Origin of the sequence: Dyella sedimenti, assembly GCF_022760995.1 — a bacterium.
Taxonomy (GTDB): domain Bacteria; phylum Pseudomonadota; class Gammaproteobacteria; order Xanthomonadales; family Rhodanobacteraceae; genus Dyella; species Dyella sedimenti.
This window is the reverse complement of the sequence record NZ_JAKWJO010000009.1, coordinates 109,111-124,943: the sequence shown is the minus strand read 5'-3', so window position 1 is coordinate 124,943 and position 15,833 is coordinate 109,111. Positions and strand designations below refer to the sequence as shown.

The 15,833-nt window shown below is 68.2% G+C and carries 11 protein-coding genes; 8 read left to right on the top strand and 3 right to left on the bottom strand.

Going from position 1 to position 15,833, the window contains the following annotated elements; translation table 11 throughout:
* Positions 1-76 precede the first annotated feature (76 nt).
* The 8 genes from MJ605_RS17020 to MJ605_RS16985 all read left to right on the top strand — a co-directional run bounded on the left by MJ605_RS17020 (position 77) and on the right by MJ605_RS16985 (position 10,851).
* Positions 77-919 carry a response regulator gene (locus MJ605_RS17020; RefSeq protein ID WP_243042681.1) on the top strand — a complete coding sequence of 281 codons (843 nt, stop codon included), beginning with the start codon at positions 77-79 and terminating at the stop codon, positions 917-919.
* Positions 916-1,617 (top strand): uracil-DNA glycosylase, encoded by a 702-nt coding sequence (gene ung, locus MJ605_RS17015; RefSeq protein ID WP_243042679.1) that lies wholly within the window; start codon positions 916-918, stop codon positions 1,615-1,617. The genes MJ605_RS17020 and ung overlap by 4 nt, the downstream gene beginning before the upstream one ends.
* Positions 1,618-1,800: 183 nt before the next feature.
* Positions 1,801-2,658, top strand: coding sequence for an RNA polymerase sigma factor RpoH (gene rpoH / locus MJ605_RS17010; RefSeq protein WP_243042678.1), 858 nt, complete (start codon positions 1,801-1,803; stop codon positions 2,656-2,658).
* A gap of 111 nt (positions 2,659-2,769) precedes the next feature.
* Complete coding sequence (locus tag MJ605_RS17005) at positions 2,770-3,465, top strand: response regulator transcription factor (protein ID WP_243042676.1); 696 nt, start codon at positions 2,770-2,772, stop codon at positions 3,463-3,465.
* Complete coding sequence (locus MJ605_RS17000; protein ID WP_243042674.1) at positions 3,462-4,892, top strand: sensor histidine kinase; 1,431 nt, start codon at positions 3,462-3,464, stop codon at positions 4,890-4,892. Before MJ605_RS17005 ends, MJ605_RS17000 begins: the two co-directional genes overlap by 4 nt.
* 113 nt (positions 4,893-5,005) lie before the next feature.
* On the top strand, positions 5,006-8,209 hold the full coding sequence (locus MJ605_RS16995) for an efflux RND transporter permease subunit (RefSeq protein WP_243042673.1): 3,204 nt from the start codon (positions 5,006-5,008) through the stop codon (positions 8,207-8,209).
* Positions 8,202-9,401: an efflux RND transporter periplasmic adaptor subunit gene (locus tag MJ605_RS16990; RefSeq protein WP_243042671.1), complete on the top strand. Its 1,200-nt coding sequence runs from the start codon at positions 8,202-8,204 to the stop codon at positions 9,399-9,401. The genes MJ605_RS16995 and MJ605_RS16990 overlap by 8 nt, the downstream gene beginning before the upstream one ends.
* Positions 9,388-10,851 carry an efflux transporter outer membrane subunit gene (locus MJ605_RS16985; protein ID WP_243042670.1) on the top strand — a complete coding sequence of 488 codons (1,464 nt, stop codon included), beginning with the start codon at positions 9,388-9,390 and terminating at the stop codon, positions 10,849-10,851. Before MJ605_RS16990 ends, MJ605_RS16985 begins: the two co-directional genes overlap by 14 nt.
* Positions 10,852-10,990: 139 nt before the next feature.
* Here MJ605_RS16985 and tal read toward each other — a convergent pair whose 3' ends face one another.
* From tal to MJ605_RS16970, 3 genes are all read right to left on the bottom strand, one after another.
* Positions 10,991-11,980, bottom strand: coding sequence for a transaldolase (gene tal / locus MJ605_RS16980; RefSeq protein ID WP_279237629.1), 990 nt, complete (start codon positions 11,978-11,980; stop codon positions 10,991-10,993).
* A gap of 45 nt (positions 11,981-12,025) precedes the next feature.
* Positions 12,026-14,194 carry a primosomal protein N' gene (locus MJ605_RS16975; RefSeq protein ID WP_243042667.1) on the bottom strand — a complete coding sequence of 723 codons (2,169 nt, stop codon included), beginning with the start codon at positions 14,192-14,194 and terminating at the stop codon, positions 12,026-12,028.
* Between the two features lie 470 nt (positions 14,195-14,664).
* Positions 14,665-15,786: a DUF3667 domain-containing protein gene (locus tag MJ605_RS16970; protein WP_243042666.1), complete on the bottom strand. Its 1,122-nt coding sequence runs from the start codon at positions 15,784-15,786 to the stop codon at positions 14,665-14,667.
* Positions 15,787-15,833: the final 47 nt, after the last annotated feature.

Below are 15,833 nucleotides of genomic sequence, written 5' to 3'. Positions count from 1 at the left end.
GGGCACCGGGGCGCCGGCGGGAGTCGTCGATACATCGCCGGCAGGGAGCGCCGGCCTGGACGTGGAAGCTAAGGGGATGAGTGCGAGTTTCAGCAGTCGAGTGATGGGGGCGGCGCCCAGGGTGTTGGTGGTGGACGGCTCCAGGCTGGTGCGCCAGCTGATCGCCCGGGTGTTGACGACGGAACTGCCCGACGCCCAGGTGGTCGGCGCCGGCAATGGCGCGGAGGCGCGCGAGCTGCTCGACGGCGGCGCCTTCGACTTCATCACCATCGCATTGCGCCTGCCCGACATGGATGGCCTGGAGCTGGCCCGCCACGTGCGCGAATCCTCGGCCCAGGCCTACGTGCCGATCGTGGTGGTGTCCGGCGACGTGGACGACCGCCTGCATAGCCGCACGCTGGGCGAGCACGTCACCGACTATTTCGACAAGTCGCTGGGCTTCCAGGCCCTGGCGGATTTCATCCGTGGCTACGTGCACCCGGATGCCTCGGCCCAGGGCGAGGTCCTCTACGTGGAGGACAGCCGCGTGGTGGCGCTGGCCACCCGCCGCATCCTGGAGAAGCATGGCCTCACCGTGCACCACGTGATCAGCGCCGAGGACGCGCTGGCCCTGCTGGAGACCTCCCGCGCCCAGGGCCGGGTGGGAGCCGACATCGTGCTCACCGACGTGAGCCTGAAGGGCGAGCTTACCGGCGGCGACCTGCTCGAACGCATCCGCCGCGACTATGGCTACGGCAAGGGCCGGTTGCCGGTGCTGGTGATGACTGGCGACGAGAACCCGGCCAACCAGGCGGCGCTGCTGCGCGCGGGCGCCAACGACCTGGTCGAGAAGCCCATCGAGGAAAGGCTGCTGATTACCAAGCTGCTGTTCCAACTGCGGGTGTCGCAGCACCTGCGCGAACATGGCGAGGCCGCATGAGCGAGGACCGCATCAAGCTGGAGCCGTCCTGGAAGGCGCGCATCGGCGACTACCTGCTGCGCCCCGACATGCGGGCGCTGGGGGAGTTCCTGCGCGCCGAAAAGCAGGCCGGCAAGGTGATCTATCCGCCCGGGCCGGAAATCTTCGCCGCCTTCGAACACACCCCGTTCGACGCGGTGCGGGTGGTGATCCTGGGGCAGGACCCCTACCACGGCCCGAACCAGGCCCATGGGCTGTGCTTCTCGGTGCGTCCCGGCGTGCCGCCGCCGCCATCGCTGCAGAACATCTTCAAGGAGATCCAGCGCGACCTGGGCCTGGCCCCGCCCGACCATGGCTGCCTGACGCCCTGGGCCGACCGGGGCGTGCTGCTGCTCAACGCGGTGCTGACGGTGCAGCAGGGGCTGGCCGCCTCCCACCAGGGCAAGGGCTGGGAGGGCTTCACCGACGCTGCCATCGATGCCCTCAACCGGGAGCGGGAGGGGCTGGTGTTCATGCTCTGGGGCTCCTACGCCCAGCGCAAGGGACAGCTGATCGACCGCCAGCGGCATTGCATCCTGACCTCGGTGCACCCATCTCCGTTGTCGGCGCACCGCGGCTTCCTGGGCTGCGGGCACTTCTCGGCGGCCAACCGCTACCTGGAAAGCCGGGGCGTGCTCCCGGTCGACTGGTCGCTGCCACCTCGCGCCGAACTTGGCTGAACGGGCTCTTCACTCCTCCTGAACCGCCTGGCCGGCATAGTGGCACCTCCCCTGGGAAGCCCCACTGGACAGGCGTCTCAAATTCCTGTACTATTCAGTACATCAAAGGCCCGGAACTTGCCGGTGCCTTTAGCACTCTCACTACGCGAGTGCTAAGCTGATCCCCTCACAGGAGGTTCCAACATGTCTCAAGCTTTGGTGACCGCCAATCTGCCGGTACCGAGTGTCGTTGGCAGTCTGGATGCCTATATCGCGGCGGTCCACCGGATCCCGGTGCTCAGCCAGGAAGAAGAGCAGGCGCTGTCGCGCCGCTACAACGAAGAGAACGACCTGGATTCGGCCCGCAAGCTGGTGATGTCCCACCTGCGCTTCGTGGTCCACGTGGCCCGCGGCTACAACGGCTACGGCCTGCAGCTGTCCGACCTGATCCAGGAAGGCAACATCGGCCTGATGAAGGCCGTCAAGCGCTTCAACCCCGACCAGGGCGTGCGCCTGGTCAGCTTCGCGGTGCACTGGATCCGCGCCGAGATGCACGAGTTCATCCTGCGCAACTGGCGCATCGTCAAGGTGGCCACCACCAAGGCGCAACGCAAGCTGTTCTTCAACCTGCGCAAGAGCAAGAAGCGCCTGGGCTGGATGAACGCCGAGGAAGTGCGTACCGTGGCCAAGGACCTGGGCGTGCCGGAAGCGACCGTGCGCGAGATGGAGTCGCGCCTGTCCGGCCGCGACATCGGCTTCGAGGCCCCGGCCGACGCCGAGGAAGATGCCAAGCCCGCGCCGGAGGCGTTCCTGATCGACGACGGCGCCGACCCGTACGAGAACGTGGCCGACGCCGACCAGGCCGACAACCAGCTCGACACGCTGTCGGCCGCGCTGGAGAAGCTGGACGAGCGCTCGCGCGACATCATCCAGCGCCGCTGGCTCAACGAGGATAAGGCCACGCTGCAGGACCTCGCCGACGAGTATGGCGTCTCCGCCGAACGCATCCGCCAGGTCGAGGCCAACGCCATGAAGAAGATGCGCAGCCTGTTTGCCGCGTAAGCGACGGATCGGCGTAACATGCCAACGGCCCCGCACGGGGCCGTTTCGCTGTGCGGAGACGGGGCAGGCTCCGCATCCCCTGGATCTGGATTCCCGGTTTTTCCTCTCGCTATGTCCCGAGTGCTGGTCATCGAAGACGACGAAACCACCGCGCGCGAGATCGTCGCGGAGTTGAGCGTGCACGGCATGGTCGCCGAATGGGTGGCCGACGGCAGCGAGGGGCTGGAACGCGCGCGGCAGGGCCATTACGACCTGGTGACGCTGGACCGCATGCTGCCGGGCCTGGACGGCATCGACGTGGTGGCCGAGATGCGCCGGGCCCAGATCGATACGCCGGTGCTGATGATAAGCGCGCTGAGCGATGTCGACGAGCGCGTGCGTGGCCTGCGCGCCGGTGGCGACGACTACCTGACCAAGCCATTCGCGCCCGACGAGATGGCCGCCCGCGCCGAGGTGCTGCTGCGTCGCCGCCAGCCGCAGGCCGCGCAGCGCCTGCGCGTGGCGGACCTGGAACTGGACCTGGTCAGCCACGTGGCCTATCGCGGCGGCCAGCCGCTGACGCTGTTGCCCACTGAATACCGCCTGCTCGAGTTCCTGATGCGCAATTCCGGGCAGGTACTCACCCGCACCATGATCTTCGAGACGGTGTGGGGCTTCCACTTCGATCCGGGCACCAACGTGATCGACGTCCATATCGGCCGCCTGCGGCGCAAGATCGACGGCGTGGGGCAGCCGGCGCTGATCCATACCGTGCGCGGCACCGGCTATATGATCGCAGCGGCTTCCGAAACGGCGACGATGTCATGAACGCATCCCCCAAGGCCTGGCATTCGGCCACCTCGCGGCTGATCCTGATCTACGGCGCGCTGTTCACGCTGTGGGGCTTCGTGCTGGTCGGCACGATCCAGTGGGAGACCTCGCGCTACCTCAACAGCGTGATCGACCAGATGCTGCTGCAGCGCATGCACTACATCGCCTCGACCGATCCCGAGCGCCTGCCGGCGACGGTGGACGCGGCCAGCGCGATCGATCCGCACGGCATCATGTCGGTGGGTTTGTTCGATCGCGACCATCGCCCGGTCGCCGGCAATATCGATCGCCTGCCGGTCTCGCTGCCGCAGGACGGCCAGGTGCATCTGCTCAAGCATGGCCTGCCGCGCCCGGACCGGGATGCCGAGCGCGTGCGCGCGCGCGGCCTGGCCACCCGGCTGCCCAATGGCAGCATCCTGGTGATCGCCAAGGACACCAGCACCATCGACGGCATCGGCGCGATCATCCGGCGCGCGTTGCTGTGGGGCATCTCGCTGACCATCATTCCCGGCCTGTTGGGCGGCTTCCTGCTGCGGCGCGGACCGCAGAAGCGCATCCGCGCCCTGCAGGACGCCACCGACCCGATCCGCCAGGGCGACCTGTCCAAGCGCCTGCCAGTCAGCCGGCGCGGCGACGAGCTCGACCAGCTGGCCGCCATCGTCAACACCATGCTGGGCGAGATCGAGCGCCTGATGAACGAAGTGAAGGGCGTTTGCGACAACATCGCGCACGACCTCCGCACGCCGCTCACCCGGCTGCGCGCGCGGCTGTACCGCACCCAGCAGCAATTGGATGGCCAACCGGAGGCGGCCCTGGTCGAGGCCTGCATGGTCGACATCGACGCGGTGCTGACGCGCTTCCGCGCGCTGCTGCGCGTGTCCGAGCTGGAGGACCGCAACCGCGCGGCCTGCTTCGACGAGGTCGACGTCGGCCAGGTGCTGCGCCAGGTGCATGAGTTCTACACGCCGGTGGCGGAGGATCGCAACCAGCCCTTCGACCTGGATGTGCAGCCGCTCGCGCCGGTGCGTGCCGATGCGCACCTGCTGTTCGAGGCATTGGCCAATCTCGTGGGCAATGCAATCAAGTTCACTCCGCCTGGCGGACGGGTGAGCCTGCGCGCGAGCATGGACAAGCGCGGGCCGCGCATCGACATCATCGACAGCGGGCCGGGCATTCCGGCGGACGAGCGCGACGCTGTCACGCGGCGTTTCTATCGCGGCGACAACAGCCGCACCACGGCCGGTTCGGGACTGGGGCTGAGCATCGTCAGCGCGATCGTGCGCCTGCATGGCTATGCGCTGGACATCGGCCAGGCCACCAGCGGCGCGCGTCTCACGCTGTATTGCTATGCGCTCGCGCCGGGCGAGAAGCCGGGTACCTGCCTGTCGCGCGCCGTGCCGGAAGTCACGGCCGCCGTCGCCTGAGCATTCGCGCCCGCGCGAACATGAAAATATCTTCATGCGTCCGGGTGATCCGGGCGCGCTGAACCCGTGCGAAAATTTGCCGCGACGCATCATTCGCGCACGGAATTCCCCACATGCTCGGCATCGTCCGGATCGCGCTAACGCGGCCCTACACTTTCGTTGTCTTCGCACTGCTCATTCTGATCTTCGGGGTGCTGTCGGCCCTGCGTACGCCCACCGACATCTTTCCCGAGATCAACATCCCGGTGATCGCGGTGTCCTGGCAGTTCACCGGCATGACGCCCGACCAGATGGCGGGTCGCATGAACACGCCGTTCGAGCGCACGCTCACCACCACGGTCAACGACATCGAGCACATCGAGTCGACCTCGATCAATGGCATGGGCATCACCAAGATCTTCTTCCAGCCGGGTGTGAACATCGCGGTGGCCAATGCGCAGGTGACCGCGATCGCGCAGACCTTGCTCAAGCAGATGCCGCCGGGCGCGACGCCGCCGCTGATCGTGAACTACAACGCCTCGACGGTGCCGATCCTGCAGCTGGCGCTGTCGGGCAAGGGCCTTTCCGAGCAGCAGCTGGGCGACCTTGGCCTCAACCTGCTGCGCCCGCAGCTGGTGACGGTGCCCGGTGCGGCGATTCCCTATCCGTTCGGCGGCAAGACGCGCCAGATCCAGCTGGACGTGGATCCGGCCGCGCTGCAGGCGCGCGGCCTGTCGGCGCAGGACGTGGCCAACGCGCTGGCGGCGCAGCAGCAGATCAGCCCGATCGGCACGCAGAAGATCGGCAAGTACGAATACGTGATGGTACTGAACAATGCCGCCATCCACGCGGATGAGCTGGAAGACCTGCCGGTCAAGAGCGCCAACGGCACCACGATCTACATCCGCGACGTGGCGCACGTGCGCGACGGCGCGCCGCCGCAGACCAACATCGTGCACGTCGATGGCGTGCGCTCGAGCCTGCTGTCGGTGCTGAAGAACGGCTCGACCTCCACCCTGGCGATCGTCGCCGGCATCCGCGAGCACCTGGCGGCGCTGAAGGACGCCTTGCCGGACAACCTGACGGTGACGCCGATCGGCGACCAGTCGGTGTTCGTGCGCTCGTCGATCGACGGCGTGGTTCGCGAGGGCATCATCGCGGCGGCGCTGACCAGTCTGATGATCCTGCTGTTCCTGGGCAGTTGGCGCTCGACGCTGATCATCACCACCTCGATCCCACTGGCGGTGCTGGGCTCGGTGTTCACCCTGTCGGCGATCGGCCAGACGCTCAACATCATGACGCTGGGCGGCCTGGCGTTGGCGGTGGGCATCCTGGTGGACGAGGCCACGGTGACCATCGAGAACATCAACTGGCACCTGGAGCAGGGCAAGGACGTCATCACCGCGATCGTGGACGGCTCGGCGCAGATCATCGTGCCGGCGTTCGTGTCGCTGTGCTGCATCTGCATCGTGTTCGTACCGATGTTCTTCCTGCCGGGCGTGGCGCGCTACCTGTTCGTGCCAATGGCCGAGGCGGTGATCTTCGCGATGATCTTCTCGTTCATCCTGTCGCGTACGCTGGTGCTGACCATGGCCAAGTACCTGCTGCAGATGCACCCGGCGACGGTGGACGAGCACGGCCAGCACCTGCCGCTGCCGCCGCCTAAGACCGTGCTGGGCCGTTTCCAGCGCGCCTTCGTGGATCGCTTCGAGACGTTCCGCGCCGGCTACAGCGGCGTGCTCAACCTGGCTCTGCATCATCGCAAGGTGTTCGTGGCCGGCTTCCTCGGTTTCGTGCTGCTGTCGTTCCTGCTGGTGCTGGGCCTGGGCAGCAACTTTTTCCCCGACGTGGACGGCGGCCAGATCCTGGTCCATGCCCGCATACCGGTGGGCAGTCGCGTGGAAGTGACCTCGGCGCAGTTCGCCGACATGGAGAAGGCCATCCGCCAGATCATCCCGCCGGATGAACTGGATGCGATGGTCGACAACATCGGCCTGTATTCCAGCTCGATCAACACGATCTACAACAACACCGGCGAGATCGGCGAGCAGGACGGCGACATCCAGATCTCGCTGAAGGAAGGCCATCGCCCGAGCGCGGAGTACGTGAAAATCCTGCGCGAGAAGCTGCCCAGGCTGTTCCCGGGCACGACGTTCGCGTTCCCGCCGGCGGACATCGTCAGCCAGATCCTGAACTTCGGCTCGCCGGCGCCGATCGACCTGCAGGTCCGCGGCTTCCACCTGTCCGACAACTTCGCCTACGCGAACCTGCTGCTGAACAAGATCCGCCAGATTCCCGGCGTGGCCGACGCACGCATCCAGCAGTCGCAGGCCGAGCCCACGTTCCGCATCGACGTGGACCGTACCCGCGCGCAGCTGCTGGGCCTCACCGAGGGCGACGTCACCAGCAGCCTGGTGGCCGACCTCTCGGGTACCGCGCAGGTGGCGCCGACCTACTGGCTCAACCCGGACAACAACGTCACCTACCCGATCTCGGCGCAGGTGCCGCAGTATCGGCTCGACTCGCTGGCCCAGCTGAGCAACCTGCCGATCACCGCCAAGAACGGCGGCAATCCGCAGGTGCTGGGCGCGCTGGCCAATGTGACGCGTACGCACAGCAACATCGTGGTAAGCCAGTACAACATCCAGTCGATGGTGGAGATCTTCGCCACCACGCAGGGCCGTGACCTGGGCGCGGTGGCGTCCGACATCCAGAAGGTCCTGAAGGATACCGAGCAAGCCAAGCCCAAGGGTGCCAGCATCGCGCTGCTGGGCCAGGTGCAGACCATGCACGATGCCTACTCGGGCCTGCTGTTCGGCCTGCTGGGCTCGGCCGTGCTGGTGTACCTGCTGATCGTGGTGAACTTCCAGTCGTGGACCGACCCATTCGTAATCATCACCGCGCTGCCCGCCGCGCTGGCCGGCATCGTGTGGATGCTGTTCCTCACGCACACCACGCTCTCGGTGCCCGCGCTGACCGGCGCGATCATGTGCATGGGCGTGGCCACCGCCAACTCGGTGCTGGTGGTGAGTTTCTGCCGCGAGCGCCTGTCCATCCACGGCGACGCCACGCTGGCGGCGCGCGAGGCCGGCTTCGTCCGCTTCCGCCCGGTGCTGATGACCGCGCTGGCCATGATCATCGGCATGGTGCCGATGGCGCTGGGCCTGGGCGACGGCGGCGAGCAGAACGCGCCGCTGGGCCGCGCCGTGATCGGCGGCCTGCTGTTCGCCACCACCGCCACGCTGATCTTCGTTCCCGTCGTCTTTTCCATCGTGCATGCGCGGCGTGGCCGCGCGCCTGATTCGGCTCCCGCTGCCGGAGAACCTGTCCATGTCTGAGCATCTCACTACGCTTCCCGAGTCGACGCCTTCGCCGCGCCGGCTTCGCCTGGCCGCCGCGATCGGCGCGGTCGTGTTCGGCTCGATCGTGGTGATCGGCGTCGCCACGCGCCTGTCCGAGGCGCGCAGCCTGCGCCAATGGACCGACGAGCAGGCCATTCCCACCGTGACCGTGTCCGAGCCCGAATCGGCCGACGGCAAGGCGCCGCTGGAGTTGCCCGCGCAGATGGACGCGTTCACCAACGCGCCGATCTATGCGCGCACCAGCGGCTACCTGAAGTCATGGAACAAGGACATCGGCGCGCCGGTGAAGGCCGGCGACCTGCTGGCCGAGATCGATACGCCCGACCTCGACCAGCAGCTGCTGCAGGCGCAGGCGGACCTGGCCAGCGCCAAGGCGAACGCCGCGCTGGCCGCTACCACCGCCAAGCGCTGGCAGGCGCTGCGCGCGACCGATCCCGATTCGGTGTCGCAGCAGTCGGTGGACCAGTACAACGGCGACTACGCGGCCAAGCAGGCGCAGGTCAATGCGGCGCAGGCCAACCTCGACCGCCTGAAGGCGCTGAAGTCGTATGCGCGCATCATCGCGCCGTTCGATGGCCGCGTGACCGCGCGCAATACCGACGTGGGCGCGCTGGTGACGGCGGACAGCGCCGGCGGTACGCCGCTGTTCCAGGTATCGGATACCGGCAAGCTGCGCGTGTACGTGCGCGTGCCGCAGGTGTATGCGCCCAGCATCCACCGCGGCGACGAGGCCACGCTGACCGTGCCGGAATACCCTGGCCAGACCTTCACCGCCAAGGTGGAGGCCGATGCGCGCGCGATCACGCCCACCTCGGGCACGACCCTGGTACAGCTGCTGGTGAACAATCCCGACGGCAAGCTGCTGCCGAGCAGCTACGCCAGCGTGAGCTTCAACATCGCCGCCAATGCCCTGGGGCTGCGGGTGCCCGCCGAGGCGCTGATCTTCGACGACAAGGGTCTGCACGTAGCCACGCTGGACAATGACGACCACGTGCACTTCAAGGCGGTGACCATCCGCCGCGACTACGGCAAGACGGTGGAAATCGGCTCGGGCCTGGGACAAGGCGACCGCGTGATCATCAACCCGCCCGACGGCTTGGTCGATGGCGACCAGGTGCGCATCGCCAGGAGCCCGGAACCGGCGGGGAAGCCCCATGACAAAGCCTAAGAGCCTTGCCGCGACGCTCGCGGCCACGCTGGCGCTGGGCGCGTGCTCGCTGGCGCCCAGCTACAAGCCGCCGGCGGCGCCGGTGGCCGACAGCTACCAGTCGGCCGGTCCCTGGACCAGCGCCGCGCCGGCCGACCAGCTGCCGCGCGAGGGCTGGTGGAAACTGTATGGCGATGCACGCCTGGACGAGCTGGAAAACCAGCTGATCGCGCACAATGCCGATCTGGCCGCGGCCGATGCCAGCTACCGGCAGTCGCGCGACTTCCTGCGGCAGGTGCGGGCGGATCTGTTCCCGCAGGTATCGCTGGGCGCGAGCGCCATCCGCAACCGCCAGTCCGACAACTCGGCGCTGCGCGGCCCGACCTCGCCGACCTGGTACGACGCCTACTCGCTGACCGGCCAGGCCAGCTACGAAGTGGACCTGTGGGGCCGCGTGCACGACAACGTGGCCGCCGGCCGCGCCGACATGCAGGCTTCCGCCGCCGACCTGGCATCGGTGCGGCTGAGCCTGGAAGCTTCGCTGGCCGACAGCTATCTGGTGCTGGTGGGCCTGGACCGCCAGATCGACCTGCTGCAGAAGAGCGTGGACGCCTACCAGCGCGCGCTGCAGCTGACCCGTACGCTGCACGAGGGCGGCGCGGTGTCGGGCTTGGACGTGGACCGCGCGCAGACGCAGCTGTCGTCCACACGCTCGCAGCTGTCGCAGACCAAGGCGCAGCGCGAACTGCTGCAACACGCCATCGCGGTGCTGGTGGGGCAGTCCGCCTCGACCTTCGCACTGGAATCGAAGACCGAGCTGCCGGCGATGCCGGTGGTTCCGGTCGGGCTGCCGTCGACGCTGTTGCAACGCCGGCCGGACATCGCCGCCGCCGAGCGGCGCACCGAGGCGGCCAATGCGCAGATCGGCGTGGCGCGCTCGGCCTTCTTCCCGTCGCTCACGCTCAGCGCGGGCGGCGGCTTCGGCAGCAGCGGCTGGGGCAACCTGCTGACCGCGCCAAGCCAGGTGTGGGCGCTGGGACCGAGCCTGCTGATGGACGTGTTCGACGGTGGCCGTCGCCGGGCGCAGGTCGATGCGGCGCACGCGGCCTTCGACCAGGCCAGCGCGCAGTACCGCAGCACCGTGCTCACCGCGTTCCAGCAAGTGGAGGACAACCAGTCGCTGCTGGTCAACGATGGCAATGCGCTGGTCGACCAGAAGGATGCCACCACCGCGGCGGATCGCACGCTGAACCTGTCGCTGGCGCTGTACAAGCAGGGCGCCAACAGCTACCTCGACGTGGTGACCGCGCAGGTGGCTTCGTTGGATGCGCACCTGACCCTGCTGGGCCTGCAGACCGACCAGTTGCGCGCCAGCGTGGGCCTGGTACGCGCGCTGGGCGGCGGCTGGTCCAGCGAGGAGATCGCGCCGGAGCGCCTTGCGCAGGAAGCGAAGGCAAAGGGAATCAAGTAAGGGCCTGCACCTGTAGGAGCGCCCCTGTGCGCGACCGCAGGCATCGCCTCACGCTGCGCCGGCTTGTCGCGCACAGGGTGCGCTCCTGCAGAAAATCGCGCGAACAGGAACGCCCCGGTCAGCCGGGGCGTTCCTGCTTTCAGAGCTTGCCGGCCAGCAGCGTTTCCAGCTTGCGCTGGTCGGCGGCGAACTTGCGGATGCCGTCGGCCAGCTTGTCGGTGGCCATGGCGTCCTCGTTGTGGCCCCAGCGGAAGGCGGCCTCGCTGAGCGGCGCGGGCTTGGCCTCGGTGGCGCCGCCGTCGCTGAGCGCCCGTGCCAGCGGGGCGTTCTCGTGGTCGAGCTTCTCCAGCAGGTCCGGGCTGATGGTGAGGCGGTCGCAGCCGGCCAGCGCCTGGATCTGGCCGATGTTGCGGAAGCTCGCACCCATCACCACGGTGGCGAAGCCGTGCTGCTTGTACCAGGCATAGATGCGGCGCACCGACCGCACGCCCGGGTCGTCGTCCGGCGCGTAGCTCTTGGTACCGGTGTTGCTCACGTACCAGTCCATGATGCGGCCCACGAAGGGCGAGATCAGGAATACGCCGGCCTCGGCGCAGGCCACCGCCTGCTCGAACGAGAACAGCAGGGTGAGGTTGCACTGGATGCCGCGTTTTTCCAGTTGCTCGGCAGCGCGGATGCCTTCCCAGGTGGAGGCGATCTTGATGAGGATGCGGTCGCGCTTCACGCCCGCCTGCTCGTACAGCTCGATCAGGCGCTCGGCCTTGGCGATGGTGGCTTCCGTGTCGAACGAGAGGCGCGCATCGACCTCGGTGGAGACGCGGCCGGGCACCAGCTCGACGATCTTGCGGCCCACCGCCACGGCCAGGTGGTCGCTGGCATCCAGCAGGCGCTGCTCATGCGACGTGCTGCGGCCCTTGGCCCAGGCCACGGCCTCGTCGATCAGCGGCGCATAGGCCGGCAGCTCGGTGGCCTTCAGCAGCAGCGAGGGGTTGGTGGTGGCGTCGACCGGGCGATAACGGGCGATGGCTTCGATATCGCCGGTGTCGGCGACCACGGTGGTGTACTGGCGCAGTTGTTCGAGTTGGGAAGACACGGCGGTATCCGTCTGGGTGAAGGCACGATTTTCCATGCTATCCGTCGCGGGGCAAGGGCGACGGCGCGGTGGCGGATCGGTTCAGTAGAGATCGATGGGATCGACGTCGAGCGACCAGCGCACGCGCCGCGCCGGGGGCAGCGTGGACAAGGTACGGAACCACGGTCGCAGCGCGGCGTGGAGCACGGCGCGGCTGTCGGCCTCGATCAACAGTTGGCCGCGATGGCGGCCGGCGCGCAGCGGCATCGGCGCCGGCATCGGTCCGGCGAGCCGCACGGGCGCCCCGGCCAGTCCGCTCGCGGCCTCGGCAAGAAAGGCATCCACGTGCTCGCGCTGGTGGGCATCAGCGCGCAGCAGCACCTGGTGGCCGTAGGGCGGCAACTGCAGGCTGCGGCGTTCCTCCAGCAGGGCGGTGGCGGCCGCGGCGTAGCCCTGGGCCAGCAACTGGCGCAGCAGCGGATGGTCGGGATGGTGGGTCTGCAGCAGCACACGGCCCGGTTTGGCGGCGCGGCCAGCACGGCCGGCCACCTGTACCACCAGCTGCGCGAGCCGCTCGCTGGCGCGGAAGTCCACGCTGTGCAGGCCCTCGTCCACGCCCACGATGGCGACCAGGGTGAGATTGGGCAGGTCGTGGCCCTTGGCCAGCATCTGCGTGCCCACCAGGATTGCCGCGCGGTCGTCGCGCAGGCCGTCGAGCAGGTGCTCGAAGGCATCGCGGCGGCGGGTGGTTTCGCGGTCGATGCGCAGCACCGGCACCTCGGGGAAGCGCGCGGCCAGGGCTTCCTCCAGGCGTTCGGTGCCCTGGCCCTGCGGCTTGAGTTCCGGCGCGCCACAGGCGGGGCATTGCAGAGGCACGCGCGCGCTGTAGTCGCAGTGATGGCAGATCAGCTGGCGGCGGCCGGCGTGCAGGGTCATCGGGTGTTCGCAGCGCGGGCACTCGGCGTGCCAGCCGCAGCCATGGCACAACAGCACTGGCGCATAGCCACGGCGGTTGCGGAACACCAGCGCCTGCTCGCCGCGCGCCACGGTATCGGCCACCGCAGCCAGCAGCGCGGGCGACAGGCCATGGTCCAGGCGTTGCGCCCGCATGTCCACGATTTGCACCTGGGGCGGACGGAGCGCGCCTGGACGCGCGCGCAAGTGCAGGGCCTGGTAGCGGCCGGACTGCACGTTGGCCAGGGTCTCCAGCGAGGGCGTGGCCGAGCCCAGCACCACCGGCACGCCCAGCGCGCGGGCGCGCAGCAGGGCGAGGTCGCGCGCGTGATAGCGGAAGCCCTCCTGCTGCTTGTAAGCGCTGTCGTGTTCCTCGTCCACCACGATCAGGCCGGCCTGCGGCAACGGGGTGAACACCGCCGAGCGAGTGCCCAGGATCACCTTGGCCTCGCCCGAACGGGCGCGCAGCCAGGCGCTCGCGCGGTCGCCCTCGGCCAGGTTGGAATGCAGCACCTGCACCGCCACGCCCAGGCGTTCGCGCAGGCGCCGCACGGTCTGCGGCGCCAGGCCGATCTCGGGCACCAGCAGCAGGGCCTGCCGGCCCTGGGCGATCACCTGCTCGATCAGGGCGAGGTAGACCTCGGTCTTGCCGCTGCCGGTGACGCCGTCGAGCAGGAACGGCTGGAAACGGCCCAGGGCGCCGCCGATGGCGTCCACGGCCTGTTGCTGTTCGGTGCTCAAGGCGGGCGCCGTGCTGGATGGCGCGGGCGCGGCGGCGAGGGTCTCCGCGCGCTCGATCAGTCCTGCCTGGTCGAGCCGGCGCGCGGCGTCGCGCCAGCCTGGCAGCCGCTCGTGCAGCCGTTCGGCGGTTTGCGGTCCGCGCGCCAGGGCTTCCAGCAAGGCCCGGCTGCCGCCGCGCCGGCTGCCGGCATCGAGGGCGCTTTGTCCGGCCGGGGTGAGTGCCCAGGCTTCCTCGCGCAGGTCCGGCAAGGGGCGGTCCTCGCGCAGCGCCAGCGGCAGGGCGTTGGCATAGGCCTCGCCCGGCGCGCCCAGCCAGTAGTCGGCGGCGCGGGCCAGGGTGGCGATCAGCTCGGCATCGAGCAGGGGCGCATCGTCCAGCACGCGCAGCACGCGCTTGAGGCGGGTGCTGCCGACCGCCGGCTCGGCCTCGGCCTCCACCACGATGCCCACGGCCTTGCCCTTGCCGAACGGCACCAGCACGCGGCTGCCCGCCGCCACGGGTCCTGTGGCGGGCGGCAGGTAGTCGAACAGGGTCGGCAGGGGAACCGGGAGGGCGATGCGTAGGACGGCGGGCATGAAGACCTCGTGGCGGTCCAGTGTAACCGGCCTATCGCCGCGAGCGGGGTTGGCCGAAGCGGCTTTCCCGGGGCGAACGGCCGGTTGTCCGTCGCTTGCAGGGGCTTGCTGCCCTGTCATCTAGGAACCGGGGCTAAGTGGCTATCAGCAGGGAGCTTTTGCCTTTATCCACAGTGACTGTGGATAAGTCTGTGGATGCAGCGTTGAAGGAAGGCCCCGAAGGCGCATGAAAACGGCTTTCCGTACGCGCTGTTCAAGTTTTAGCCAGCCTTGATAGCCTTTTTAAATCAATTACTTAAATTTTTTGGCCGATAGGCGTTCACACAACTGCCATCGGCACGGGACTTGCCTTGACAGGTCCATGACGCTGTGCAAAACCCCGATGCGGAATGCCGCGGTCCCCCGGTTTGGCGGCCTTGCTGTGCAGGATTTGTGTGAGTGAGGTCACGAAGTGACGCCGTCCGGAAAGGCTAGCGGGTAAGCCCCAGCGCCACGGCGGCGACTAGCGCGATGGTCATCAGGAACACGTAGCACCAGCCGACGAACAGGTACTTCAGCGTAGTCATCAACCAGCCCTGGCGATAGATCCGTTTCTGCATCAGCAGCAGGTACAGCGGCATCCAGATCGCCAGCGCCCAGATCGCCAGCGACAACGGCGGCCGTAGCCAGGCCGCGTGCGGCGCCAGCCAGGCGCGCAGCCCGCCCAGAAGCACGCCCAGCATCAGCGCCAGGAACAGGAAGGCATGGCTGTGCAGCGCCACGATCAGGTGCTCCATATAGAGGCGGCGCTTGAACAGGTAGACGATCTTCAGCAGCAGCGCGAACAGCGGCATCACCACGAACATGGTCTGCGGCAGCACGCCGAAGGTAGCGGCGACCAGGTGCTCGCGGGCCTCGCTGCCCCGGTCCCCGTCCTCGCTCGCCTGCTTCAGGTTGGAGACCATGTGCCGCGCCGTGCGGTTGAGCGAGGCGTTGACGCCGTCCGGCAGCCAGCCGACATGGATGGGCTGCTCCATGCCCTGAAAGTCATTCTCGGTTTCGCCATGCCGGTCCAGCGGCGATGCGCCGAGCTGGACCAGGCGATGGTTGGCCTGGTTGCGGCGCGCCGCCAGCTGTTCGGCGCGTTCGTCGCCATGCAGCGCATGGCCGGCAAGCTGCTCGTCGCTCGCCTGGGTCAGCTGCTGGTAGTGCGCGCGCACGGCCTCGGGGGTAGCATCCTTGGCGAAGTCGCCGTTGCCCGTGCCGACCACGTTGACGTGGATGAAGGGCAGGTTGTCTACCGCCAGGTGGCAGACGAAGAAGGTCAGCAGGCACAGCACGAACATCAGGCGGAACGGCGCCACGTAGCGCTGGCGGCGGCCGGCGAAGTATTCCAGGGTGAGGAAGCCCGGTCGCATGAACAGCGGCGGGATCGTATGGACCACGCGGCCGTCGATGTGCAGCACCATGTCCAGCGTGTCTTCCACCATGTGGTGCATGGGGCGCAGCACGCTGTGGATGGATTGCCCGCATTCGTGGCAGAACTCGCCCTGCATGGGCGCGCCGCAATTGGCGCAGTGCACGCCCTCGAACGACACCACTTCCTTCTTCATGCCTCTCCCCCGAACCGATCGGCTCGCGATCTTGGCACAAGGCGTCG